Origin of the sequence: Alcanivorax sp. (assembly GCF_040118815.1) — a bacterium.
Lineage (GTDB): Bacteria > Pseudomonadota > Gammaproteobacteria > Pseudomonadales > Alcanivoracaceae > Alcanivorax.
The window spans coordinates 56,088-81,105 of the sequence record NZ_JBEDTC010000009.1; the positions used below are offsets into that span (position 1 = coordinate 56,088).

19 protein-coding genes are annotated in these 25,018 nt (G+C 56.3%); 14 read left to right on the forward strand and 5 right to left on the reverse strand.

From position 1 onward, the window contains the following. Positions 1-515 precede the first annotated feature (515 nt). The 11 genes from ABNH18_RS06805 (at position 516) to ABNH18_RS06855 (ending at position 18,502) form a co-directional block, all read left to right on the forward strand. Positions 516-1,877, forward strand: coding sequence for a hypothetical protein (locus tag ABNH18_RS06805; protein ID WP_349382089.1), 1,362 nt, complete (start codon positions 516-518; stop codon positions 1,875-1,877). Between the two features lie 133 nt (positions 1,878-2,010). Beyond that, positions 2,011-3,084 (forward strand): cyclic nucleotide-binding domain-containing protein, encoded by a 1,074-nt coding sequence (locus ABNH18_RS06810; protein ID WP_349382090.1) that lies wholly within the window; start codon positions 2,011-2,013, stop codon positions 3,082-3,084. Between the two features lie 78 nt (positions 3,085-3,162). Then, positions 3,163-4,053 carry an NAD(+) kinase gene (locus ABNH18_RS06815; RefSeq protein WP_349382091.1) on the forward strand — a complete coding sequence of 297 codons (891 nt, stop codon included), beginning with the start codon at positions 3,163-3,165 and terminating at the stop codon, positions 4,051-4,053. 248 nt (positions 4,054-4,301) lie between these two features. After that, positions 4,302-4,574, forward strand: coding sequence for a YeaC family protein (locus ABNH18_RS06820; protein ID WP_349382092.1), 273 nt, complete (start codon positions 4,302-4,304; stop codon positions 4,572-4,574). Positions 4,575-4,852: 278 nt separating this feature from the next. Next, entirely contained in the window at positions 4,853-7,237 is a 2,385-nt protein-coding gene (locus tag ABNH18_RS06825; protein ID WP_349382093.1) for a hypothetical protein, read from the forward strand. Positions 7,238-7,342: 105 nt separating this feature from the next. Further along, the gene (gene pepN, locus ABNH18_RS06830) at positions 7,343-9,961 is read left to right on the forward strand and encodes an aminopeptidase N (protein ID WP_349382094.1); all 2,619 of its coding nucleotides are present in this window, start codon (positions 7,343-7,345) and stop codon (positions 9,959-9,961) included. Positions 9,962-10,193: 232 nt separating this feature from the next. Then, on the forward strand, positions 10,194-12,197 hold the full coding sequence (locus tag ABNH18_RS06835; RefSeq protein ID WP_349382095.1) for a DUF1302 domain-containing protein: 2,004 nt from the start codon (positions 10,194-10,196) through the stop codon (positions 12,195-12,197). A gap of 46 nt (positions 12,198-12,243) precedes the next feature. Beyond that, positions 12,244-13,650 (forward strand): DUF1329 domain-containing protein, encoded by a 1,407-nt coding sequence (locus ABNH18_RS06840; protein ID WP_349382096.1) that lies wholly within the window; start codon positions 12,244-12,246, stop codon positions 13,648-13,650. 114 nt (positions 13,651-13,764) lie between these two features. Beyond that, complete coding sequence (locus ABNH18_RS06845; RefSeq protein ID WP_349382097.1) at positions 13,765-14,853, forward strand: WD40/YVTN/BNR-like repeat-containing protein; 1,089 nt, start codon at positions 13,765-13,767, stop codon at positions 14,851-14,853. Between the two features lie 11 nt (positions 14,854-14,864). Next, positions 14,865-17,246 (forward strand): efflux RND transporter permease subunit, encoded by a 2,382-nt coding sequence (locus tag ABNH18_RS06850; RefSeq protein ID WP_349382098.1) that lies wholly within the window; start codon positions 14,865-14,867, stop codon positions 17,244-17,246. 245 nt (positions 17,247-17,491) lie between these two features. Then, positions 17,492-18,502 (forward strand): quinone-dependent dihydroorotate dehydrogenase, encoded by a 1,011-nt coding sequence (locus ABNH18_RS06855; RefSeq protein WP_349382099.1) that lies wholly within the window; start codon positions 17,492-17,494, stop codon positions 18,500-18,502. Between the two features lie 100 nt (positions 18,503-18,602). Here ABNH18_RS06855 and rmf read toward each other — a convergent pair whose 3' ends face one another. Next, positions 18,603-18,809: a ribosome modulation factor gene (gene rmf, locus ABNH18_RS06860; RefSeq protein WP_007149522.1), complete on the reverse strand. Its 207-nt coding sequence runs from the start codon at positions 18,807-18,809 to the stop codon at positions 18,603-18,605. Between the two features lie 254 nt (positions 18,810-19,063). Here rmf and rlmKL point away from each other — a divergent pair, with 254 nt between their 5' ends. Both rlmKL and ABNH18_RS06870 read left to right on the forward strand, forming a co-directional pair. Beyond that, positions 19,064-21,178, forward strand: coding sequence for a bifunctional 23S rRNA (guanine(2069)-N(7))-methyltransferase RlmK/23S rRNA (guanine(2445)-N(2))-methyltransferase RlmL (gene rlmKL, locus ABNH18_RS06865; RefSeq protein ID WP_349382100.1), 2,115 nt, complete (start codon positions 19,064-19,066; stop codon positions 21,176-21,178). Further along, the gene (locus ABNH18_RS06870) at positions 21,175-21,396 is read left to right on the forward strand and encodes a glutaredoxin family protein (RefSeq protein WP_349382101.1); all 222 of its coding nucleotides are present in this window, start codon (positions 21,175-21,177) and stop codon (positions 21,394-21,396) included. The genes rlmKL and ABNH18_RS06870 overlap by 4 nt, the downstream gene beginning before the upstream one ends. 184 nt (positions 21,397-21,580) lie before the next feature. Here the strand turns inward: ABNH18_RS06870 and ABNH18_RS06875 are convergent, their stop codons facing one another. Genes ABNH18_RS06875 through lexA form a run of 3 tightly spaced genes read right to left on the reverse strand, consistent with a single transcriptional unit; the run spans position 21,581 to position 23,448 of the window. Further along, entirely contained in the window at positions 21,581-22,414 is an 834-nt protein-coding gene (locus ABNH18_RS06875; RefSeq protein ID WP_349382102.1) for a TatD family hydrolase, read from the reverse strand. Then, positions 22,362-22,778 carry a DUF1499 domain-containing protein gene (locus ABNH18_RS06880; protein WP_349382103.1) on the reverse strand — a complete coding sequence of 139 codons (417 nt, stop codon included), beginning with the start codon at positions 22,776-22,778 and terminating at the stop codon, positions 22,362-22,364. Before ABNH18_RS06880 ends, ABNH18_RS06875 begins: the two co-directional genes overlap by 53 nt. A gap of 55 nt (positions 22,779-22,833) precedes the next feature. Next, positions 22,834-23,448, reverse strand: coding sequence for a transcriptional repressor LexA (lexA, locus tag ABNH18_RS06885; RefSeq protein ID WP_349382104.1), 615 nt, complete (start codon positions 23,446-23,448; stop codon positions 22,834-22,836). Between the two features lie 328 nt (positions 23,449-23,776). On the opposite strand from lexA, the gene ABNH18_RS06890 reads away from it, so the two are divergent. After that, entirely contained in the window at positions 23,777-24,427 is a 651-nt protein-coding gene (locus ABNH18_RS06890) for a cyclic nucleotide-binding domain-containing protein (protein WP_349382105.1), read from the forward strand. 52 nt (positions 24,428-24,479) lie between these two features. Here ABNH18_RS06890 and ABNH18_RS06895 read toward each other — a convergent pair whose 3' ends face one another. Continuing rightward, the gene (locus tag ABNH18_RS06895; RefSeq protein ID WP_349382106.1) at positions 24,480-24,917 is read right to left on the reverse strand and encodes a universal stress protein; all 438 of its coding nucleotides are present in this window, start codon (positions 24,915-24,917) and stop codon (positions 24,480-24,482) included. Positions 24,918-25,018 lie beyond the last annotated feature (101 nt).

Genomic DNA, 25,018 nt, shown 5'->3' on the forward strand with positions numbered 1-25,018 from the left:
CTCCTTTGCTTTCCGTGTTGCCTGTTGCGTGAAGCGTGCAGCGTCTCTTTCATCAACCTGTCACGTTCTTTCTGTCTAATCCCATGGACGACATGTGAAACGATAGAAGGAAAAAGACAATGGATGATTATCTGGAAGAGCGTTTGGAAGAAAAGCTGCTGATGGAAAGCTTGGAAGAGTGGCTGGAAGATGATGGTTGGGTGGACGACGGCGAGGAGTTGTAATCCGTCGCTGTTCTTCCGCCCCTCTTTTGTTGCCTCTCTCTGTTCCGCCCCCTCTTCTGTTTACCTTTTCTGCAGCAACGTGACCCCGGTACTGTTCTGGTGGCGTCGTCTGACGCAAGCTATCGTCGTTACTTTTTTTTAGCTGCCTTTCAGGTCACACTCTTTCCATAAGGCCTGACTATAATTGGCAGCGCCGTGACTGTGGGTGTCACTTTTGGGTGTGACAGGATGCGCGACGCATCTGCCTGCGGCGGCCACCTATAAAATAATTTTAAGGGAAGGACCGGCACCATGGCTGCATCCTCTGTTACCTCGGAAGCAATTCTGTTTTTTGATCATCGGGGTATTTCCAAAAGCATGCTCTACGCAGATTTCGAAGCCATTCTCGATGGAATGGTGGGGGTGCCGGAGTTTGCGGACAAAGAGGTGCGGGGCGCGTATTGCCTGGTTAACGGCCAGTTGCGGGTACGCTCTCTGGTGCTGTTTACCATTGATTTTGATGAAGATGGAATGGCCGATACCACGTGGAATGTGCCGTTACGCCATCTTGCGGAGCACGCGGGGCAGGGGCCGGACATGGGCGCAGGCCCGATTCGTCTTGCTTGCCGTAGCCAATGCCCGGTGGCTTGGCACCAGGACCAGATGTGGGATCCGGGGATGAAGCCCGGAGCCAACGATTTTATTGCGATCCGCGATTCTATTCGTGAGCGGGGCCCGAAGATGGGCCTGGAAATGGATGATGAAATGGAGGTCGCGGCCCCTCCAGTGGTGGGCACATCGGCGCCCACGATTGCACCGGTAGCGGATGACTCACAAAAGAAAGCGGATCAGGAGCGTGTTCGCCTGGCGCGCATTATCAAAGAGCTGCGCTTGCGTGTGCAGACCTTGGAAAACACCCAGTCGGAAGACGCCGCCAAAGCCCGCTATGCCGCGCAGCAGAAAGAAGAAATCCTCAATGCCCAGCTAGAAAAGGTGATGGGGCAGTTCAAGGCGATCAAATCCCAGAATGGCGCCTTGCGGGAGCAGAATGAGTCCCTGAAAGGACAGCTGCTGTCTTTGAATCAAAGTCTGGAAGAGCAGAGTCGCCGTAGTGAGCACCAGGGCAGCGAAATGGAGGTGCTCACAGAGCAGTACAAGCTGGCGCTGGAGCAGCGACTGGAGGAAGAGCGGGCGAAGATGTCGGAGCAGTTGCACTTGCTGGAAATGGATGTACTGACCCGGGATGACCTGATTGGCCAGCTCCGTGGTGAAATCGCCGAGCAGAAACGCAACAAGTCGAAAGACGCGAATAGTGGCGCACAGAAGACCCTGGAAAAGCTGGAAGAGCTGGGGTTGAGCTTTATCGCCTTCCATCCCGGCGCTGGGCATATCTCCATTGCGGCGGATCAGGTGGCCAGTTATATGGAAAACCCCACCGCCTTTGCTGCCCGCAAGTGCCTGGTGACCGAAGATCATTACCGGGCCTGGCTGGCGCATTATGAAAGCCCCACCTGTCAGGTCCTTGTGGGAGGGGATGAGTCGCCTTGTGGCAAGCGGGTGATTCGTGTGGAGGTGCCCAACCAGTTCAAGCCCGGGGTGTCAGATTGCAACGCCAACCGCTGCCCGAACTGCCGCAATGATTCTGCCATCGACAACGTGCTTCGATTCCGTTGAGGGCTTAACTGTGAACTGGTTCCAATAGATGCTTGATTGGTAAGATTTTTGCAGTACTTTTTTCTGATAGGGGCTTCGGCCCGGCAGGATTGCAATATCCATTGCAACAACAAGAACATCGGGAGCCGCTGTTATGGCGCAGGAATCCATCGATAAAAGCCTGTTACAGACGTTTGTGCCGGTTAATGCCCTGTCTGGCGATCAACTGGACTGGCTGCTAGACCAGCAGGAAGTGTGCCGCTATGCGTCAGGTGATGTCCTTTTTTCGTTGGGAGATCAGGATAACGCCACGATTTATCTGCTTAGTGGCCGGGTGGAGCTCACCGATGAAGAAGGCACAAGCCATACGGTGAGCGCCGGTGATACCGCGTCCTGGCATCCGCTGGAGCATGTGCAGCCTCGACGCAGTACCGCGAAAGCCGTGGGCGAAGTGAGTGTTGTGCGCTTTGACAGCTTCCGGTTGGATACCATTTTGTCGTGGGATCAGTCAGCGGGTTACGTGATTCTGGATATTAATGCCAACTCTGCCTACCAGAACGATCGGGAATGGATGATCCGGTTGCTCAAGTCCAAGCTTTTTCATCGGGTACCGCCGACCAATATTCTGGAGATCTTCCGCAGCCTGAAGGCCAGCCGCCACAAGGAAGGCGAGGTGATTATCCGCCAGGGAGAGGCGGCTGATTGCTGCTTTATCCTTAAAGAAGGGGTTTGTGAGGTTTCGGTTGGCATGGGGGAAAGCGACCCCTCACCGGTGGCCATGCTGGAAGAGGGGCAATGGTTTGGTGAGGAAGCGCTGTTGTCCGGAAAGCCGCGTAATGCCACGGTGACCATGGCCACGGACGGGGTGCTGATGAAGCTGGATCGGCAGGACTTTGATGCCCTGCTGCGCGAACCCATCATCAATACCATGCCGGGCGATCAGGTATTGTCCTCCGCAGAGAAGGGGGCCTGGTGGCTGGACGTACGCACCAGTGATGAATTTGACCAGGAGCACCTGGTCGGAGCCACCAACATGCCACTCAATGTGTTGCGCCTGAAATCCCGTCTGCTGGACCCGGGCAAGACCTATATCGCCTACTGTGATACCGGTCGACGTAGCGCCACCGCCGCTTTTCTGTTAAAAAACGCCGGCCTGGATGTGATCGTGCTGGATGGCGGGCTGAATGCCAATGCTGGTACCCTGCACGAGTACCTGACTCAGGGGTAGTGCTTGCCGGATGGTGAGGCTGCCCGATTTTCGGGTTTCGCATCACCCAACGCAGCATTACCTGAATGAGATCCCCCTGTGGCGCAAGAGAAGTTTCGCAACATCGGCTTAATCGCACGGTCGGAAAGTGAGCAGGCGCTCTATTCGTTGCGCCAGCTGATCCACTTTCTGCACGGCCGGGATTGCACCGTCATCCTCGACAAGAACATTATCCGCAACCTCCCGGAAATGGGATTACAGGCCGCCAGCGCTTCACAAATGGGGGAAGCCTGCGATCTGGTGATTGTGGTGGGTGGTGATGGCAGCTTGCTGGGGGCTGCCCGCACGCTGTCACGCTATAACGTGCCGGTGTTGGGCGTTAACCGCGGTCATCTGGGTTTCCTTACGGATATACTCCCCTCTGAAATTGAGTCCCGGGTCGGGCAGGTGCTGGATGGCGAATACAGCACGGAAAAACGCTTCCTGCTTGATCTGGAAGTGCGCCGCGGCAAAACCGTGGTGGGTGAGGGTGCCGCTCTAAACGATGTGGTGCTGCTCTCCGGTGACAGTGTTCACATGATCGATTTTGAATTGATGATCGATGGCCATTTTGTCTATGGCCAACGCTCCGATGGCCTGATTATCTCCACGCCAACCGGCTCCACCGCTTATGCGTTATCCGGTGGTGGACCCATCATGCATCCCAAACTGGATGCCATGGTGCTGGTGCCTCTGAATCCGCATACGCTGACAAGCCGCCCGCTGGTGGTGGCCGGTGATAGCGAAATCAAGATCCACATCACCACGGAAAAAGTGCGGCCACTGGTCAGTTGCGATGGCACGGAAGGGATTCGCCTGCAGGTGGATGATGTGATTGCCATCCGTAAGAAACCCCACCGGTTACATCTGATTCACCCCCCGGGCCACGATTTTTATCAGGCATGTCGGTCCAAGCTGGGCTGGAGCAGCCGGCCGGGTGACAGCAACTGATAGCTACAAGCTACAAGCGGAAAGTGGAAACAACGGAAAAGGAGAGGGTGAAGCGACGGAGCAAGCCCCCGAACAGTGGCTGCTTTGTCACTTAAAGAAGAGCCCTTCGCACTAAGGCTCTATTTTTTGACCACAGCCCACACTCAAGCATTAAGCGCGGTCTTGTAGTTATGAGCTCGCCACTCCACATAACCGCGTTGCAGCTTGAGGCTTGTCGCTATTTTTGCCGCATTATTTGAGAGCACAGCATGAACTACCAAAATTTTGAAGACCTTATTGCCTCTATGTCCCCAGAGGCCTGTAACAACATGCGCCGTGCGGTGGAAACCGGGAAATGGGCGGATGGCCGTGTTTTGACCCGTGAGCAAAAAGAGCTGTGTTTGCAGGCGGTGATTGCCTGGGAGCAGCGGAACCTGCCGGAAGAGCAGCGTACCGGGTATATGGAGCAGGCTTGCAAAAGCAGTGAAGAAAAACCGGAAGAGCAGCCGGTGACTCTGCGTGGTCCGGACACATTGCAGTAAACATATTTTAATTATCTGAATACTTTTCGCCGGTGACCGGCGAGTCGTCCCTGAAAAAACGCCTGCCGGCGTTTCCCTCCATTATTTTTCTATACCGCGCGTTTGTGGAAAAACCGAATTAATGTATTCTTCCTAGAAATCCCGCTTCGGTAGTGGGGTTAGCGTAGGTAAAAATAATGCGTTCGGTTAAGAGCCTTCTGCTGCTGGCATCAAGCCCCCTGAGTGTAAGTGCGAGCAACGGCAGAAATTAGATAATAAAAAGTGGTTTGGGAGAGATCATGAATACTTATAAAAAGGTACTGCCGGTGGCAGTGGCTATGGCACTGGCTGCCTGTGGCGGCGAGAGTGACACGGTACCGGATCAGAGTGAAGGGGCAACCTTCCTCGGGACTTACCCGAAATTTAACCCTGTGACATCGGATCTGCCTCTTAATACGGATCTGATCTTTGCCGATGCGGCCACCAGTGATGGCACGGCGAATGTGGGCGTGCCAGGTAACGCGATCGAGGCAGCAGTCAATGGTCTGGATGGCTTTTCGGTTACAGCCTATTTTGATATCGGCTTCGCTGGCGGTTCTATCGATCCTGACAGCATTTGTACCCCGATTCAGGCCGCTATGGGGGCTATGTGCCAGCCAAATGTCTTCCTTATTCCTCTTGATACCTCGGGCGGTGACGGTGATGCCCTGAACCCCGGTAACGTTGTCGGCGTTGATATGGCGGCACTGGCAACGACCGCATACGCGGCCTCAACGGCATCTGTTGATGGTGGCACTGACAACGTGCTGCGTATCACTCCAGCAACCCCGCTGATGGCGAAAAGCAAGTATCTGGTGTTTGTGACTGATGGCTTGCTCAACTCTCAAGGCGACCCTGTTGGTGGCTCTGCTTCCTACCAGTTAATGGGAGCCGACGCGCCTCCAGTACCTGCCAGCCTGGCACCCGTGCGTGGCGCTGTTCAGGGATGGGAAACCATTGCCGGCGGTGTATTGTTTGCCAATGGTTTGGCGGCCGACCCGGTATCCGCGAAAGATTCCGTGGTGATTTCCTACACCTTTACCACCACGGATCCGCTCACCCCGCTGGTTGCAATGGCCGCGCCACGCGCGGCAGTAACCCAGGCTCAGGTTGATGCCGGGCTGGATCAGACCACGGCTGCAACTAATGCGGCTGATTTGGAATCAGGTGGGCTGCTGAGTACGCCGAAAGAGCGCAGTGTTGACGTTAGCGCTGCTACTGGGCTGGATTTCAACACTTTGACTCAGGGTGCGTTGGATGCCGATGTGGGCAAGCTGTACACCGGGGCCATCGAGCTTCCCTATTATCTTAAGGCGCCAGCAAATGCGGCTGATCTGAGCTTCCTGCAAACGTCCTGGATGGCAGATCAGGTTCTCGGCTCACAGCTGGGAGTGGGTGTGCCGCCCATGGATGTGGACGGTTCATTCAATGTGACTTATCGCTACCCGTTTGCAGCGCAAAAGGGGAATGAAACGGTGCCGCTGCAGGTAACCTTGCCGAACCCGGTAACGACGCCGGCGGAGCTTGGCGGTGCCTCCTGTGCGAATGTCCGCGATAGCTCGGGTTACCCGACGGTTATTTACGTGCATGGCATTACCAGTGACCGGACGTCAGTGATGGCGCTGGGCCACACACTGGCGTCCAAGTGTGTGGCGACAGTGGCCATTGATCTTCCGGTTCATGGTGTTCCGGCCAACAGTGCTTTTGCTGGCGCGCTTAATGTGGAAAACAGTGCCTTGATCCCGTTCTCCACGCTGTATGGTGATAGTCTGCATGAGCGGCACTTCAATATTGCTCAAGATGCTGCGGGTAATCCGGCACCGATGAATTTTGACAATCCCACTGCGCTGGACGGAGCGGGTGCGTGGTTTATCAACCTTGCCGATCTGAGCAATACCCGTGACAACATGCGCCAATCGGTTATGGACTTGCTGAACCTGAATGCGAGTATTGAGGCTATCAGTGATCTGGATATTGATGGCAACGGCGCACTCGACACGGATAACGTGACGGTTGTTGGCGCTTCACTGGGCACCATCGTTGGTTCGGTGTTCACCACCGTGAACCAGATTGCCATGAGTAACGATGCCAGCTTCGGCAGTAACCTGAATTCGATCCAGGGTTTTGTAGGGTCCGTTGGCGGTACGCAGCTGGCTCACCTGCTGAACAATTCCGATACCTTTGCACCGCGCATCCAGGCAGGCCTCGCCGCCAATGGCGTTCAGGTGGGCACGTCTGATTACGAGAAGTTCCTGTATGTGGCGCAAAGTACCGTGGCATCCGGTGATCCTGTGAACTTTGCCGCTACCCTTGGAACCCTTGGTGTGCCGGTTCTGCTCCAGCAGATCAATGGTGATGCGGTTGTGCCAAATGGTGATGCAGCGCTGCCGCTGATGGGCACCGATGGTTTGTCCTCTCTGGTGGGGGCTGTACAGCTGACGCCGGGTGCGCAAGATGTTTCCGGCACCCCGGGCATCGTCAAGATGACTGCTGGTGGCCATGGTTCGTTGCTGACACCTTCTGGTGGTGCGCCTCAGGTAACGGTGGAGCTTCAGACCCAGGCGGTGAGCTTCATTCTCTCGGGTGGTGCACAAACGGCCGTGGGTTCAGCTGCGCCGGGTGATGTGGAAACTCCCGCTCCCTGATTCACCGTTAAGTCCAATAAACGACAACACCCCGCCTCGGCGGGGTGTTGTCGTTCTGGGCTAACCATTAAGATGGCGGTTCCCGTGATTTGTCAGGAGCAGTAGATGGAAACCGCGCACAGTGCAGTGAAAACAACCCGTCTGGTGGATTACCAGCCGCCGGCCTATTTGGTCGATAGCGTGGCACTGGATGTAGATATTCGCGATGGTGTGAGCACGGTGACCAGTAGTCTGTCTCTGCGCCGCAATCCCGCCTCTCCTGACGCCACAGTAATGACCTTCAACGGTGAAGGTCTCCTCTTGCGCACCCTGGCCCTGGATGATGTGGTGCTCGACAGCGACCGCTACCATTATGAAAACGGCCTGTTAACCGTTGAAGGGTTGCCTGATGCCTGTACGCTGACCTCCGTGGTCGATATTGAGCCGGAGAAAAATACCGCGCTAGAAGGGCTGTATCAGTCCAACGGAATGTATTGCACCCAGTGTGAAGCGGAAGGCTTTCGTCACATTACTTTTTTCCCGGATCGCCCGGATGTGCTGGCCCGGTTTACTACCACCGTAAGGGCCGACAAAGCCCGCTATCCGTTGTTGCTCTCTAACGGTAATCCCGTGGCCTGGGGCGATGAAGAAGAAGGCGGGAACGGTCGCCACTGGGTGACCTGGGAAGACCCGTTCCCGAAGCCTTGTTATCTGTTCGCTCTGGTGGCCGGGGATCTGGCCTGCCTGGAAGATACCTTTGTGACGGCATCCGGTCGTAAGGTGGCGTTGCGTCTGTATGCCGAGCATCGTGATTTGGACAAGCTGGACCATGCCATGGCGTCCCTGAAAAACGCCATGCGTTGGGATGAGCAGTGCTACGGCCGGGAATACGATCTCGACATCTACATGATTGTGGCAGTCAGCCATTTCAATATGGGGGCCATGGAAAACAAGGGGCTCAATATTTTCAACACGTCCTGCGTGTTGGCTCACCCCTCGACCACCACAGACGCGGGGTTTCAGCGGGTGGAATCTGTGGTGGCCCATGAGTACTTCCATAACTGGTCCGGTAACCGGGTGACGTGTCGGGACTGGTTCCAGTTAAGTCTGAAGGAAGGGTTTACGGTCTTCCGCGACCAGCAATTTTCGGCGGATATGAATTCCGCTGCCGTTCAGCGGGTGGAAAACGTGGACTTCCTGGTGAACCATCAATTCCCGGAAGATCAAGGCCCGATGGCCCACGCGGTGCGTCCGGAGGAATACCAGAAGATCGATAATTTCTACACCTTGACCATTTATGAAAAAGGCGCGGAAATTGTTCGCATGCAATATCACCTGCTGGGAGCGGAGAATTTCCGCAAGGCCACGGACCATTATTTCGAGGCGAATGACGGTCAGGCCGTCACCTGTGACGATTTCGTCGCCAGCATGGAAGCCATTTCCGGGCAGGATCTTGGCCAGTTCAAGCGTTGGTATAGCCAGGCAGGCACGCCCGTGCTCACCGTCACCGATGCATACAGTGACGGGCAATATCACCTTACTTTCCGCCAACATACTCCAGCCACCCCGGGTCAAGCAGATAAGCAACCGTTGGTGATCCCGGTGCGCCTGGCATTGCTGGATGAGCAAGGGGCTCCCTGTGCGTTGGCGAACGGGCAGAGTGAGCAGGTGGTCATTCTGGATCAGGCAGAACAAAGCGTGTCGTTCAGCGTGCCAGAGGGGGTCACCCCCTCATTGCTGCGCGGCTTTTCTGCGCCGGTGGTGCTGGATTATGACTACACGCCAGAGCAGCTGGCACGGTTGCTGGCTTATGACAGTGATGGTTACTGTCGCTGGAACGCAGCACAGCGTCTTTATTTCGCAGCTCTGGATCGCTTAGTGGCTGAGCCTCGCAACGCGGATGCAGAAGCTGCAGCGTTGGTGCCAGTATTGGAGCAGGTGATTGCTCGTAGCGATGAAGATCCGGCGCAGGCGGCATTGCTACTCACCTTGCCCGGTGAGGTGGCGCTGGGTGATCGGCACAGCCCTTTGAATCCTGCTGTGATTCACCTGGCACACAGCGCCATGAAGCAGGCGTTGGGCGCAGCATTGCAGCAGCACTGGCTGTCGCTGGCTGAAAATCTGCTGGCCACCGAGCTGAGTATGGATGGCCTGGCCATGGGGCGCCGGCAGCTCCGTAATCTGGCGTTGGATTTTCTGGCCGCGGGTGGTCACCCGGAAGCTGGCCGTCTGGCTGTGGAACTGTTTGAGCTGCCACTTTGCATGAGTGAAGAGCTGGGAGCGCTAAGAGTGCTGGTGCACCATGGCTTGCCGGGGGCTGAACAGGCGCTGGCGCAGTTTGCTGAGCGCTGGCAGGAAGAGGCCTTGGTGATGGACCAATGGTTTGCGGTGCAGGCCACGGTGCCAGGCGAGCAGACCGTTGATCGGGTCAATGGCTTGCTCGAACACCCGGCCTTTGACTGGAAAACCCCGAATCGGGTGCGCGCTCTGGTGGGTGCATTCACCAATGGCAACCCGTCGGCTTTTCATGCGGAAAGTGGGGCGGGTTACCGGTTGTTTGCCTTGGCACTGTCCCGGCTGGATGCCATCAATCCGCAGGTGGCAGCCCGTCTTGCCAACGGCGCGGCGCGTTTGCCCAAGCTTGAGCCGCAGCGCAGGGCGCGGTTGACGGATGCGTTATCCGATGCGCAACAAACTGCATCAGATAACGTGGTGGAGGTGCTGGGGCGCATCTTGTCATCCTGATTTCAGGGCGGGCGCCTGATGGAGCTGTACGGGGCCAATAACGGGATGACCGGCTAGTCGTTAATAATAGAGTACACAGGGGATTTATTTTTTTTCCTGATGTGTAAGAATTATGCATTAGCTCGGGCGGTGGTTTGTGTCAGGAAGAATGATGGGACCTGCTGCAAATGGGAGCTACTATTGCCCGAGTAAAAAACAATAAAGCCATGCGCATGGCAATTCGGAGAGCTACATGAATAATAATCACCTGCGTAGAACCAGGCTGGCGATGGCCGTCGCCAGTATCACTGCCCTCACAGGGCTGTCCCTCCCCGCTTCAGCGGTTCAACTGGATTTCGATAACCCGGACTGGTCAGGTCGGTTGGATACGACTCTGTCAGTGGGTGCCTTGTTTCGGACCGAAGGTCAGGATTCGATGTTGGCGGCCACCGGTGATGTGGTGGACATGACCAAGGCCGGGTACGGTTCGCAGATCAACAAGAACGATGCCAACAATAATTACGATACAGGCCTGGCGTCTCTGGTGTACAAAATTACCCCGGAGCTGGACCTGAGCTGGCAGGGCAAGTACGGCATGTTCTTGCGTGGTACTGCATTCTACGATCAGGTGATCATGAATGGCGGCCATGACGGTGGCGCTCTGAATGCGTCTGCCCCGTATGTGCCTGGTAATGGTTTCAGTCGCTATGCGACCTATTCGGATTACGCCAACAATGGCACCGGTGATGACTTTACCAGCGATGCCGAGCGCTATGCGGGCCAGCGTGCGCGTATGCTGGATGCGTATGTGTGGGGCAACTTCGATATGTTCGAGCGGCCGCTGAACGTGCGTCTGGGCCAGCAGGTGATTAACTGGGGTGAGGCCCTGTTCATGCAGAACGGCGTCAACACCGCCAACTACTTTGACCTGAATGCCTTGCGTTTGCCGGGCTCTGAAATCAAAGAGGCCTTGCTTCCCCTCAATAGTTTGTATTTCTCTTACGGTTTGACCTTCAATTCCACGCTTGAGGCGTTCTACCAGCTGGACTGGAAGAACTCGGAAGATGCGCCAACCGGTACATACTTCTCCACCCATGATGCCTTCCCGGGTAAAGGGGCCGACCACGTGATCATCGATGGTCGGGTCGTTGCTTTGGGCGCTAATGCACCGGGTCTTGAAGGGGCGTTTGCAGGCTATACAGGCGCGACCTATTCCGATTATCAATATGAAGCGACTCAGGTCACCGTAGATCGCATCCGGGACAAGGAAGCATCAGATAGTGGCCAGTTTGGTCTGGCATATCGTTATTTTGCGGAAGGTCTTAATGGTACAGAGTTCGCGCTGTATTACACCCGCACTCACGCGAAGACGCCGGTTGTGGGGGCGCGTTTGAACAATGTCCAGGCCGCACAAGGTGGTGGCGCGGCAGCGATGCCATTGATCATCGATACCGCAGAATATCAGATGGCTTATGCTGAAGATCAGGACATGATTGGCGGTAGCTTCAACACCAGCATTGGCAACATGTCTTTGGCCGGTGAAATTGCCTATCGTCCCAAGCGGGCGATTATCAACGAAGCGGGCGATGACCTGATTTCTGCCCTGGCGGGGGCCGCCGGTAAATCAGCGGGTTTGCTGGGCCCTGATACTGTCGTGAGAATCGAAGACCTGACCGGTCACTGTGTGCGTGCAGAAATGGGTGGAAGCTGCCTGTCTGGCGATACCGTGGTTACTGATAGTCAGCTTTATTACTTCTATGATGAAGTCGAGAGCTACAACGGTTCCCTGGTCAGCATCTTTAACTTCGGTCCTACATTCGGTTCTGATGGCCTGATTGCTTTGCTGGAACTGGGTGTTGAACACATCGAAGGGTTGGAAAGCCCGGATGAGGAATACAACTCAACAGCGGCAATTCTGGAATCAGAAGCACAAATCCTGAGCCCCGATGATCCGAACAAGTACAACCTGGACCCCACCTCCTGGGGCTACCGTGCGGTGCTGAAGGCGGATTACAGTAACGTTTTCGCGGGTGTTTCCATGAGCCCGAGTGTACGTTTTGCCCATGATGTAAACGGTAACTCCCCGATTGGTGGTAACTTTATGGAAGATCGTAAAGCGGCGACCCTGGGGGTGAGTTTCCTGTACTTGAACAACCTGGAAGTGGCCATGTCTGGTACTACCTTCTGGGGCGCCAAATATTCCAACAAACTGGCCGACCGGAACAACGCTTCGGTTTCTGTTAAGTACTCTTTCTAATTTGTTCCAGGTCGGGGTGCCGGCCTGTTTTTAACGGAGAGCAATCATGTTGAAGAAACTGACCGCAATGGGTGGTGCCCTGGCACTGTCTCTGAGCGTGGCGGCCAATGTGCACGCTGGTGTATCCAGCCAGGAAGCGGCGAAGCTGGGTAAATCCCTGACGCCTTTCGGTGCACAGATTAAAGGCAACGGCAAAGCTACCTCTACAGGTCTGGGTATTCCGGATTACACCGGTGGTATCCAGCGTAAGGATATTCCCAAGGAGTACACTCGTCCGGGCCAGCATCATCCGGACCCGTACAAGTCTGACAAAATCGCCTTCACCATCAACGCCCAGAACGTGTCCAAGTATGCGGACAAGGTGCCGGACGGTGTGCAGGCCATGCTGAAAACCTACCCGGATACCTTCAAGCTGAATGTGTACCCGAGTCACCGCTCCACATCTGCGCCGCAATGGGTGTACGACAACACCAAAAGCAACGCTACCAAAGCGAAGCTGGGTGAAACCGGTGTGGACAACGCGTTTGGTGGTATTCCCTTCCCGATTCTGAGCGGTACCAACGAACAGAAAGCCAAGCAGGCAATCTGGAACCATATTCTGCGCTGGCGTGGTCTGTACGTGGTACGTCGTGCGTCAGAAGTTGCCGTGCAGCGTAGCGGTGCCTATTCGCTGATTACCTCGCAGCAGGAAGTGTATTTCCGCTACTACGATCCGAAGTACAACTTCGAGACTTTGGATAACATCATTTTCTACTACCTGTCCTTCACCAAAGCGCCGGCACGTCTGGCGGGTGGTGCGGTACTGGTACACGAAATGCTGGACCAACAGAAAATGCCGCGTCAGGCCTGGGGCTACAATGCCGGCCAGCGTCGTGTGCGCCGTGCACCGAACCTGGCTTACGACACGCCGATTGCTGCGGCCGATGGCCTGCGTACTGCTGATGACACCGACATGTATAACGGTGCGCCAGACAAGTACAACTGGAAGCTGGTTAGCGACAAGCCGGTGGAAATGTTCATTCCGTACAACAACTACAAACTGGATAGCCAGGATGTGAAGTACGAGACGTTGCTGCAGCAAGGTCACGTGAATCCGGACTACCAGCGTTGGGAGCTGCACCGTGTCTGGGTGGTGGAAGCCAACCTGAAAGAAGGTGAGCGCCACATCTATGAGAAGCGTCGCTTCTATATTGATGCGGACTCCTGGCAGATTGCCGCTATCGACCAGTACGACCGTCGTGGCGAGCTGTGGCGCGTTAGCCTGGCCTACATCAAGAACTACTACGAAGTGCCGACCCAGTGGACTGCGCTCGATACATTCCACGATCTGCGAGCTCAGCGTTACCACGTGCAGTTCCTGGATAACGAAGAGTCAACAATGCTTGATTACAGCCAGCCGGTACCAAGCGACCGTTATTTCCACCCGGCAGCGCTACGCCGCCGCGGTCGTTAATTATAAAAACGCCGGCTCAAGGAAGTCGGCAAGGCAAAACGACCGGGACGCCCATGGCCCCCGGTCGTTTTGTGCTCGGCCCTGGAACGGGGCCCTCGGGAAGAGTAAGGGACAATGAAAAAAACAGTGTTAATGGCCCTGTCGGCCATGCTGTCTGCGCCTCTGCAGGCAGATTTCGTTTCGAATGATGCACCTCTGGTTACTGCCAACAACTATTTGGATATCGCCTATGCGGATAGCCGGATCGTTGCGGTGGGTGATCGGGGTAAAATTCTCTATTCCGATGATCAAGGTGATCACTGGAAGCAGGCGGTAACGCCATCTGAAGTGCTGCTCACTTCGGTGTGTTTTGCTGATGCTCGCCATGGTTGGGCCGTTGGCCACGATGCGGTGGTGCTTGGCAGCGATGATGGTGGGGAAACCTGGACAGTACAGTACAGCGACCCCTTGGGGAGCAGTGAGGATGCTGCCCCGGTTGAGGAAGAGCTGGATGACTACGCCATGGATGACCTCTATGGCGACCCGTATGGCGATGATGCCTACGGCGATGAAGGCGACGACCTGTACGGTGATAGTGCTGCCATGGCACCAGTGGATACCTCCGGTGCGCCGTTGCTGGATGTGTTCTGCGATAGCCGCGACCGTGCGGTTGCTGTAGGTGGCTATGGTTACTTCCTGCAAACCACCGATGGTGGCGAAACCTGGAATAAAGCCCTGGATCGTCTGGATAACCGTGACGGTTGGCATTTGTATGACTATGCCGCAGCCAAAGGCGGGAACGACCGTTACGTGGTGGGCGAGAAAGGCGTGATGTACCACTCTGCTGACAAGGGCATGAGCTGGGAAAAGCTGCAAAGCCCCTATGGCGGCACCCTGTTCGGGGTGACCGCGATCTCTGATTATAATGCGCTGACTTACGGCCTGCAGGGTAATGTGTGGTTGACGGCCAACCGGGGTCGCAGCTGGGCGAAAATTCCCTCAAAGCTGACCCGCGGTGTTAACGATGGCACGGTACTGGCGGATGGCACTGTGGTGCTGGTCACCAATGCCGGAGGCATTCTTACCAGCCATGATGGCGGTCAATCTTTTTCCCTGCGGTTCTTGCCGGATCGCGATTCCATCTCCGCCGTTCTTCCCCGTAATGCAGGTGGCATTCTTGTCGCCGGGCAGGGTGGGCTGCGCGTGATTGAAGACGTTAAATAAGGGGCACAGCAATGTCAGGTCGCATTTCCAAAAGTATTGCCAGTGGGCTGTTTGCTGTTCGGCCCCTGATTCTGCTGGCCTTTATCGCAGCCACCGTGCTGTTGGGTTTCCAGGCAAGCAAGATCGAACTGAACACCGATATTCGCAAGATGGTCCCGCTGGATCATCCTTATATCCAGAATTTTCTGGAACACCAGAATGACTTGAGCCTGGGTAATGACGTCCGTGTGATTGTTGCGGAAACCCAGAGTGATGACATTTTCAATGCGGACTACGCCAATGCGTTGAAAGAAATCACTGACGAAGTCTTCGCGCTGGAAGGCGTTGATCCGAGCAAAATTCGCTCACTGTGGACCAGCAACGTACGCTGGAACGAAGTCACCGAGCAGGGCTTTCAGGGCGGGGAAGTGATTCCCGCAGGCTACGATGGTTCACAAGACTCCTTGGAACAGTTGCGTACCAATGTGCTGCGTTCCGGGCAGGTGGGCCGTTTGGTCGCCGATAACTTCCAGTCCAGTGTGGTGCATGCCTATTTGTTGGACGCGCTGGGTGATGACGGTGTTGATATTCCAGCCCTGTCTGCCCGCCTGGAAGAAATTCGCGGCAAGTATCAGGATAAATACCCGAACGTTCGGATCCACATTGTCGGCCTGGCGAAGAAAGCGGGCGATGTGATGGCCGCGGCGGAAGAAGTGGCGATGTTCTTCTTCTTCACCCTGGGTTTGATCGCGCTGCTGCTGTTGATCGACACGCGCTGTCTGCGCAGTGCACTGACCGTGACAGCCTGCTCTTTTGTGGCGGTGATCTGGCAGCTGGGTATTGTTAGCAGCCTGGGGTTCACCATTGACCCTTATTCCATGCTGGTGCCGTTCCTGGTCTTCGCCATCGCGGTATCTCACGGTGTTCAGATCGTTAACACCCTGGCCAACTATGCCGCGGAAGGGCGTAGCTCACTGGATTCTGCACGCTCTACTTTCCAGGCGCTGTGTGTGCCGGGCATGGTGGCGCTGGTGTCGGATGCGATCGGTTTCCTCACACTTTACATGATCGATGTGGGCGTGATTCGTGAGCTGGCCATGGCGGCCAGTATCGGCGTGGCGGTAATCATCATTTCCAACCTGGTGGTCGTGCCATTGGTGCTGTCTTACCTGGGCGTGAGTGGCGCTTCCATTCGCAAGATTCAGGCAGGGGAAAAGAAAGATCACCCGTTGGCAGGCTTGTTTGCCCGCTTTACTCGCACCCCATTGGCCGCTTTGTCCATTGCCGTGGCGGTTGCGGGTTACGGTGTAGGGATTTACATGAGCCAGGACCTGAAAATCGGTGATCTGGACAAGGGCGCTCCCGAACTCTGGCCGGACCCGTGTGAAGACATGGATTGCCCGCGTGGCTACGAGCCCAAGCCCCGCTACCGTTACAACCATGACGTGAACTTCCTGGTATCGAACTACTCGGTGAGTGCGGATGTGTTGGTAGTGATGGGCAAGACGCCGGTGGAATCCTGTAACACCTATGAAGCGATGCAGACCGTCGATGATCTGGCGTGGAACCTGCGCAACGTGGAAGGGGTGCAGGACGTGACGACCATCGCGTCTGCGACGAAACTGATCTCCACCAACATGAATGAAGGCTCCATGAAATGGGCGACCATTTCCCGGGACCAGTACGCCTTGAACAACGTGATGGGGTTCATGCCGGACAGCCTGTACAACCTGGACTGTTCCCTGACCCCGGTTTATGTGTTCCTGGATGATCACAAGGCCGAGACGCTGGAACGTGTTACCGGTGCCGTGGCCGACTTTGCCGAGACCCGTAACAACAAGGATGTGATGGAGCTGAAGCTGGCCTCGGGTAACGCGGGCGTGGAAGCCGCGACCAACCAGACCATCGCAGAGAACCAGTATCCCATGCTGGCGCTGGTTTACGCGGTGGTGTCGGTGCTGATTCTGATTGCTTTCCGTTCTTTCCGGGCTGTGATTTGTATCATTGTGCCGCTGGGGCTCACCTCGATTCTTTGTCAGGCGCTGATGGCGCACCTGGGTATCGGTGTCAAAGTCGCAACGCTACCAGTGATCGCTTTGGGTGTGGGTATCGGCGTGGATTACGGTATTTATATCTACAGCAAGCTGTCTGAATACCTGAAGCAGGGTATGGAGCTGGAAGAGGCCTACAAGCAGACACTGAAAACCACAGGTAAGGCGGTAGCGTTCACCGGTATTACCCTGGCTGTGGGTGTTGTCTTCTGGGGGTTCAGTTCCATCAAGTTCCAGGCGGATATGGGTATCCTGCTGACCTTTATGTTCCTGTGGAACATGATTGGAGCCCTATGGCTTTTGCCGGCTCTGGCTCGCTTCCTGCTCAAGCCGGACCCGGCCCGCGCCAAACTGCGCAGTTAACTGGCGCGCTGATTCGTTAGTTATTTTCAAGCCCGGCTCTGCCGGGCTTTTTTTGTGCCGCTCTGCGGCTGCTACACGCTTCATGCTGCATGCAACACGCACGGCGTCACGGGGTGTGAGAGGAGGCGGAGCGTGAGCCGGAGTTTCAATGGATTCGCCGTTCGCCTCACTGTCCGACACAAAACATCGAAGTCACCGGGGTGCTTGGCTATAATGCCGCCGATTACCACCGATCGGGCGCTTTCATGCTGTACTCCCTGGCACGACCTTTACTGTTCTCTCTCTCTGAAGAGCATTCCCACGAGCTGACGCTGGCATTGCTGCGCAAGCGTGCTGGCAAGTTGTGGCCCGGTGCGGTGCCGGCGGCGCCGAAAGAGGTAATGGGGATCGAGTTTGCCAACCCGGTGGGGCTGGCGGCGGGCCTGGACAAGAACGGTGATTGTATCGATGGGCTGGCCGATCTGGGCTTTGGGTTCGTTGAAGTGGGAACCGTCACGCCGCGCCCGCAACTGGGCAACCCTCAGCCGCGCCTGTTTCGTTTACCCCAGGCCCAGGCCCTGATTAACCGGATGGGCTTTAATAATTTAGGGGTGGAATACCTGGTGGGGGCGGTGAAGCGCAGCCGTTATCAGGGGGTGTTGGGTATCAATATCGGCAAAAACAAGGACACGCCGGTGGAAGATGCGGTGCAGGATTACCTGATTTGCCAACAGAAAGTGCATGCCTATGCCAGCTACCTGGTGGTGAATGTGTCATCCCCCAATACGCCGGGGTTGCGAACCCTGCAGCACGGCGCCGCCCTGGATGATTTGCTGGGTACGTTGCGCGAAGCTCAGACACGGCTGGATCAGGAGCATCGTCGCCGGGTGCCGCTAGTCATCAAGATTGCCCCGGACAACAGTGAAGAAGAGCTGCAGGGGATGGCGGAAGCGTTTGTGCAGCACGGTATCGACGGGGTTTGCGTGGGCAATACCACCCTGTCCCGCGATGGTGTGCAGGCCCTGAAACACGGTGAAGAGCAGGGCGGACTCAGTGGCGCGCCGTTAACCCCGATCGCCAACCGGGCGCTGGCTGCCATGCGCCATGCGCTCAATGGCCGTATTCCCATTATTGGCGTGGGCGGAATTAACAGCGCAGATGATGCACTGGAGAAGCAGCGCCAGGGGGCGGATCTGGTACAGATTTACAGTGGTTTGATCTACCAGGGGCCGGGTCTGATCGGTGATATTGCCCGTGCCTGGCCGAAGGGGATTTGAGCTATCCGCTGCTGGCTAGACGCTAGGCATTAAAAAGGGCCCGGGTGGGGCCCTGTGGGTCGGCGCGCTGAACGCGTCGGCGTTGTGAAACTGGAAGAAGTTAACCGATATTTTTCAGATTCTGGATGCTGGCGACACCAAGCATTCCGTGGGCAAAGTCAGTGCGACCTTCACGCCATCCCCCCATCCAGTTGGTGCGTGCCTGGAGAGTGCCAAACGGGCAATCTTCACGGGATTTTCCATCCAGGCCGGCGTTGTATCCCCGGTTGTAAGCGCGGTCGTCTTTACTACGTTTTTGTCGCTTCATAAACGCTTTCCCTTTCACAGATAGCGGTACCGAAAAATGGCCCCTCGGCTGAAAACGTAGCCAAGTAGCGGGGCCGACACATTCAGTATGGGAAAGCGGTAAGGTGGTGTCGAATACCATGTAGCAATATGGTCAGTGCTGGTTAAGCATATGACGTATAAAGGACAGGTTGATGACCGTTTGTGTAATGCCATGAAAAACAAGCAGTTAGTTTTTGAATGGGACATGAATCAGTCACTTAAGAGGATTTGGTAATGGAATTTGTGGCCACCTGCATGCCGGGCCTGGCAGATCTGCTCAGTGACGAACTGTCTTCACTGGGGATATCCGTAACAGAAACCGGGCGCGCCCACGTGAGCTTCACCGGGGGCTCTGCGGACGCCCTTAAGGTATGTCTGTGGTCGCGCCTGTCCGAGCGGGTTCTGTTGCATCTGGCCACGTTGGGGGTCACCCCTGATATCGCCCCGGAAAAACTGGCTGCCAGCCAGGATTGGCTGTCTTTGGTGGGCAACAATGCGCCGGTACACGTGCATATGGAGCATGGTGCAGAAGTGCGAGGCGATAACCGCATCAGCACCAAGCGCTTTATTCAGGCGCTGCCCACGCAATTTGCGATCTCTCGGGAGCCCAAAGGCAGTTGTTGTATTCGTGCGCGTCTGGATTTGAACGAAGCGCATTTGTGGCTGGACCTGGCTGGTGAGCCACTTCATCGTCGTGGCTACCGTCTCGCCGGGGGCCGCGCGCCGCTGCGTGAAACGCTGGCAGCGGCTATGTTATGGGCCATTGGTTGGGGTAAGCCGGATCGCCCTCCGGCCTTGCTGGATCCGTTCTGTGGCAGTGGCACCTTGGTGATCGAAGCGGCGCTAATGGCCGCAGGCCGGGCCGCAGGGGCCCAGCGTCAGCACTATGGTTTTCAGCACTGGCGCGGTTGCCGACGCCAGCTGTGGTTAGACGCTCAGCAAGAAGCCGGTGATAGCGCCAAGCGCCCGGTGCCGACCTTGTCGTTGAAGGGCTTTGATGCCGATAGCAAGACTCTGCCGTTGGCACTGCAGAACGCCGAGCGTGCCGGGGTGCGTAATGCGATTCATTTTGAGCGCCGGGAGCTGGGTGCGCTGCGGCCACGCGACTTTGTCGCCAACGGCATTGTGGTGGGCAACCCGCCCTGGGGTGAGCGTCTTGATGAGAAGCAACAGGCGGGCTGGTTACACTATTCTATCGGCCGGATTCTTGCGGTGCGTGCGCCGGGTTATCAAGCGTTGCTGTTAGGCGCCGATGTGGATGTGATGGATCGTTCCGGGATGAACCTGGAGCAGCAATGGCGCTTGAAGAACGGGCCTTTCAATAACTTTATTCGCCTGTATTCCCCACGCAAGCAAACACCGCCTGCGGTGGCGCAAGTCGCTGATGAAGGCGCTTTTAATGTGCCGGAAGGCGCGCAGCCTTTGCTCAACCGTTTGCGTAAAAACGGCAAGCATTTGCGTCGCTGGCTGGAGCGGGAAGATATCCAGTGTTACCGCCTCTATGATCGCGACCTGCCGGAATTCAATGTGGCGGTGGATATCTATGGCGACCAGGTGCTGGTGCAGGAATTCAAGGCGCCGAAAACCATTGACCCTGAAAAAGCCAAGGCCCGGCGTGACTGGGCGGTAACGGCGGTGCGGGCGGCTCTTGGCGTGCACCGTGAGCAGGTACACTTGCGCACGCGCGAGAAACAGAAGGGGAACCAGCAATACCAAAAGCTGGATACCCAGGGGCACTATCGGGTAGTGCGTGAAGGACAGGCGCAATTGCTGATTAACTTGCAGGATTACCTGGATACCGGTTTGTTTCTGGATCACCGTCCCACGCGACTGCGCATTGCGGAGCAGGCCAGCGGCAAGCGTTTCCTGAATCTGTTTGCCTACACCGGTTCGGCTACGGTGCATGCTGCCGTCGGTGGCGCCAAACGTACGGTTACCGTCGATTCTTCGAAACGCTATCTGGACTGGACGGCCTGTAACTTGGCGGCTAATGGGTTCTCCACCGACCAGCACGAGCTGGCCCGTATGGATGCCATGCGCTGGCTGGATGAATGCAAGGAGCAGTTCGACCTGGTGTTCTGCGATCCGCCCACTTTTTCCAACAACAAATCACGGAGTGACTTTGTGGTGGAAGAGCATCACGGCGATCTGATTCGCAAAATCATGCGTTGTCTGGAGCCGGGCGGGGTGTTGTATTTCTCCTGTAATTACCGCCGTTTCCAGATGGATGAAAGCATCAGTAAATGGTTCGACGTGGAAGATATTTCCCGCTGGAGTATCCCGGAAGACTTTCGGCGTAATGAGAAAATTCATTATTGCTACGCGATTCGTCATGTGGAGGATGCATGACGGTTTTGCTCTACACGACTCTTGGGTGTCACCTGTGCGATCAGGCCAGTGAGCTGGTTGCCATGGTGAATCCGGGGCTGGTGCTTACCCACGTGGATATTGCCGAGGAGGATGCACTGATCGAACAGTATGGTGAGCGCATCCCGGTGCTGGCATGCGAGGGCCGCGAGCTGGCCTGGCCCTTTGGTCTGCTGGATGTGCAGCAGTTTCTTTCCTAGATGTCGGGTGACGGCTTTCAGACTCTCTGTGTCCTTGGGTAAAGCCGACCTACACGACGACTCAGATCTACGCTGGCTGTGCGGCGGAGATCGGCGTTCGCCGATTTTCGCCCTGCATAACCAGTGAGCCGTAGGGCGAAAATGGACGAGAGCCCCTCTCCGCCGATCCTTTTAAACGCTTGTGTTAGCGAAACAAGTTCACCGTATTAGCATAGGTTATGGCGGCGACTTCCTCTGTCTGCTGCCCGCGTAATTGTGCGACACGCTGGCCAATCCAGGGAAGTAGCGATGGCTCATTGCGGCGTTTTTTCGGTGGCGGCTCCGGCAAATCACGAGGCAGCAGGTAGGGGGCGTCGGTCTCCAGCAGCAGGCGTTGATCGGGGATGTTGGGCACCAGTTCAGCCAGTGATTTGCCGCGCCGCTCGTCGCAAATCCAACCAGTAATGCCGATATGGCAATCCAGGTCCAGGTAGGCAAATAGCGCCTGACGAGAGCCAGTGAAGCAATGCACGACGGCACCAGGCAGGTCGTCGCGGAAGCTTTTCAGTATTGGCAGAAAGCGCTCGTGGGCGTCGCGTTCATGGAGGAAAACCGGCAGTTTCATCTCTGCCGCCAGTGCCAGTTGGGCTTCGAATGCGCGCTCTTGGTCGGGGCGAGGGGAGAAGTCGCGATTGAAATCCAGGCCCATTTCGCCTGCGGCTTTCGTCTGCTCATGGGCGAGCAATTCTCGCAGTTCCTTTTCCAGGGCAGAGGAGTAAAAACGGGCACTGTGCGGGTGCAGACCGGCGGTGGCAAAAAGGCTGGGGTGTTCGTCGGCCAAGGCGATGGCGGCGCGCGACTCGTCGATATTGGTGCCGGTAATCAACTGCCAGGCGACCCCGGCTGCGGCCGCCCGCTCAATCACTGTGTCGCGATCGTCATGGAATTGCCGATCGGTCAGGTTAACCCCGATATCAGCCCATTGATCAGGCGCGGTGCTCGGCGTTTTTGAAGGCGTGTTGCTGTGAGGTGCGGTCATCGGGGTCCTTTTCAGATAGCTGCTCGCGCAGAGATTCTACCCGACGACGGTTGGCACCTAAATCCCAGTAACCCGCCCGTGAGGCTGAGCGCACTTCCACTACACCGTTATCACGAACGTAGAAGGTTACATCGTCCACAAACCGCAGAATTCGGCTGGTGAAGCGCGCCTGAATGCGCGATTGGCCGACCACGTCGTATTCCACCCGAGGAAGATCACCCAGCAGGCCTTCCAGTTTTTTCAGGCTGCTTTCCCGGTCGCTGGCCACCTGCAAAGGGGCTGCGCGCTTGTCGCTCTGTGTGGCCAGGCTGGACACACAGTTAGGGGAGTCCGGGCAGGGCGCAAGAAGATGGGTATCAGCCATGGCAAACGCACTCCATACAATTAGGCAGGTAGTTATACCCGCGTGGATACAGGTCTTAATAAGAGTTCGGGTCACGAATCAGCCCCACAAAAATGCCTTCGATGATAAGTTGATCAGCGGGCACCTTGATGGGCTCATAGGCTTCGTTGGCCGGTAGCAGGGTGGCGCTGGATTTATTCAACTTTAAAGTCTTCACCGTGACTTCTTCGTCAATGCGAGCCACAACAATCTCACCGGATCGTGCCACATTGGATTTACGCACGGCAATCAGGTCGCCATCGAAGATCCCCGCATCCACCATACTGTCGCCCTGTACCTTCAACAGATAGGTAGGCCGTTGTTTGAACAGCCCCTGGGGGACCGGCACGGTGCGTTCCACGTTCTCGATGGCTTCAATGGGAACGCCGGCAGCGACTCTACCGACAATGGGCAGCTCTTCTTCACCCCAGTAGGCGTTATCCAGCAGCTGAATACCCCGCGAGCGGTCACTGTGCAGCTTGATGTAGCCCTTGCGTTCGAGTGCGCGGAGATGGTCCGAAGCCGCATTCTTGGACTGGAACCCCATGATGTCGGCAATCTCTGCACGGGTGGGGGCCATGCCGCTGTCCGAGAGGCATTCGCGGATGCAATCGAGAACCTGCTGCTGTCGGTCGGTAAGTTTGCTGCTCATAACCTTCTCCCTGTTTCGTGCAGAGTAGAGCGCTTGCCGGTGGCCATGATGGGCCAAGCCTTGCCGTCGTGCGCGTTAATCCCATGCCTGTCACCCGTTGCGTGTAGGCATTTGTATCGTTGCTTGCCTGGGCTTGTAAGTCGTGGCTGACAGGCAGTGCTACATTTTGGATGCTAGCACAGGCACTGATAATATGAACAGTGTTATTTGAACAGTTATTGGCCGAAATTTTATCCCGCTTTTACGTCCATGTCGTTGCCCTGCTAAGGCGCGGGTACTAGCATGTGTACAAAGGGTAACAGTGCCATCAAAACAGTGGGGATAGTGGATGGAGCAGGCCAATAATAATGATTTCGGCCAGCAACGGCGGCGCCAGCTGTTAGCGGGTGTGCCGTTTTTTAATGAAATCGCCCGTGATGATCAGGACGAATTTGTTCAGCTTGAAAAGACCACTCGTCTTTGGGTGGCAGCGTCCGGGGAAAGTGTCATTCGCGCCGGTGAGGTGGATTCCACCCTGTATTTCCTGCTTCGAGGTCAGTTGGAAGTATTGTCGGATAATGCCCAGGAGTCGCCGCTTTATTATGTTTCTCCCGGAGAAGTTTTCGGGACCCTGTCCATGTTGCTGGGGACCCCGCGCAGTGCCACGATTACCGTTGCAGATAACGCGCGCGAAGCGGTGCTGGCGAGCCTGGATTTTAACGAATTCAATGACGATGACGGCCCTTATTCGCTGGCGACCCGATTGGCGTTTTTCCATATGATCGTTCACCACATTCGCTGGACCCTGGAAGTGAAGCGAATGCAGGCGCCGACCCATGAACTGGTGCATTCCATGCGCAAACTGCCGGTTTTTCACGGAGAGAAGAACAGCCCGGAAGAGCTGGCTGCGCTGAAGGTGCAGGCTCAGGGGCTGGCTGAATTGCTGTGTCGCTGGAACGGAGAAGGGCAGGCGAGCACCGGCACACTACAACTGACCTGATTCACACTTGCGCGCAGTCTGCGCGTGGTAATGCCTTTTCGGCTCGCTGCGGCTACTGGTCGACCTTGACGGCCAGTACGTCGCAATGGGCGCCGGGCACCAGGCCGCGCGCAGTTGAGCCCAGCAGCAGGGCGAGACCGCTGCGAGTATGGCTGCCCACCACGATCAAATCCGCTCCTATCTTGTCCGCCTTGTCGAGAATGGTCTTTTCGATGGACCCCATGTCCACATAAACGTTGCCCTCAGGAATGCTGTACTGCCCGGCGTATTTGTCCGCCATTTCACGGGCCTGTTTCATCAGCCCGCTTTGCAAATCCGTCACATCCATGGGCACATCCGCGCCGTAGGCCAGGGCCAACGGTTCGATGACATGGATCAGATGCAGCTCACCATCATTGCCAGACAGTACGCCAGCGGCGCGGGACAGCACCTGGGGGGATTCGTCGCTGCCATCAATGGCAACCAAGATTTTGCGGTAGGGGCTGGGCACGGTTCTCTCCCTGAAAACGTGAGGTTTCCTGCAGTATAGCGCGCTTTGTCGGCGTTGCTAGCGGCTGTTTCACAGATGAGGGTTGCCCTGACAGGGCTGCC

Coding starts and splice junctions, on each gene's coding strand:
- ABNH18_RS06805 (WP_349382089.1), top strand. CDS start 516: ATGGCTGCATCCTCTGTTACCTCGGAAGCAATTCTGTTTTTTGATCAT.
- ABNH18_RS06850 (WP_349382098.1), top strand. CDS start 14,865: ATGTCAGGTCGCATTTCCAAAAGTATTGCCAGTGGGCTGTTTGCTGTT.
- ABNH18_RS06835 (WP_349382095.1), top strand. CDS start 10,194: ATGAATAATAATCACCTGCGTAGAACCAGGCTGGCGATGGCCGTCGCC.
- rmf (WP_007149522.1), bottom strand. CDS start 18,809: ATGAAGCGACAAAAACGTAGTAAAGACGACCGCGCTTACAACCGGGGA.
- lexA (WP_349382104.1), bottom strand. CDS start 23,448: ATGAGCAGCAAACTTACCGACCGACAGCAGCAGGTTCTCGATTGCATC.
- pepN (WP_349382094.1), top strand. CDS start 7,343: ATGGAAACCGCGCACAGTGCAGTGAAAACAACCCGTCTGGTGGATTAC.
- ABNH18_RS06875 (WP_349382102.1), bottom strand. CDS start 22,414: ATGACCGCACCTCACAGCAACACGCCTTCAAAAACGCCGAGCACCGCG.
- ABNH18_RS06855 (WP_349382099.1), top strand. CDS start 17,492: ATGCTGTACTCCCTGGCACGACCTTTACTGTTCTCTCTCTCTGAAGAG.
- ABNH18_RS06840 (WP_349382096.1), top strand. CDS start 12,244: ATGTTGAAGAAACTGACCGCAATGGGTGGTGCCCTGGCACTGTCTCTG.
- rlmKL (WP_349382100.1), top strand. CDS start 19,064: ATGGAATTTGTGGCCACCTGCATGCCGGGCCTGGCAGATCTGCTCAGT.
- ABNH18_RS06880 (WP_349382103.1), bottom strand. CDS start 22,778: ATGGCTGATACCCATCTTCTTGCGCCCTGCCCGGACTCCCCTAACTGT.
- ABNH18_RS06820 (WP_349382092.1), top strand. CDS start 4,302: ATGAACTACCAAAATTTTGAAGACCTTATTGCCTCTATGTCCCCAGAG.
- ABNH18_RS06870 (WP_349382101.1), top strand. CDS start 21,175: ATGACGGTTTTGCTCTACACGACTCTTGGGTGTCACCTGTGCGATCAG.
- ABNH18_RS06825 (WP_349382093.1), top strand. CDS start 4,853: ATGAATACTTATAAAAAGGTACTGCCGGTGGCAGTGGCTATGGCACTG.
- ABNH18_RS06810 (WP_349382090.1), top strand. CDS start 2,011: ATGGCGCAGGAATCCATCGATAAAAGCCTGTTACAGACGTTTGTGCCG.
- ABNH18_RS06845 (WP_349382097.1), top strand. CDS start 13,765: ATGAAAAAAACAGTGTTAATGGCCCTGTCGGCCATGCTGTCTGCGCCT.
- ABNH18_RS06890 (WP_349382105.1), top strand. CDS start 23,777: ATGGAGCAGGCCAATAATAATGATTTCGGCCAGCAACGGCGGCGCCAG.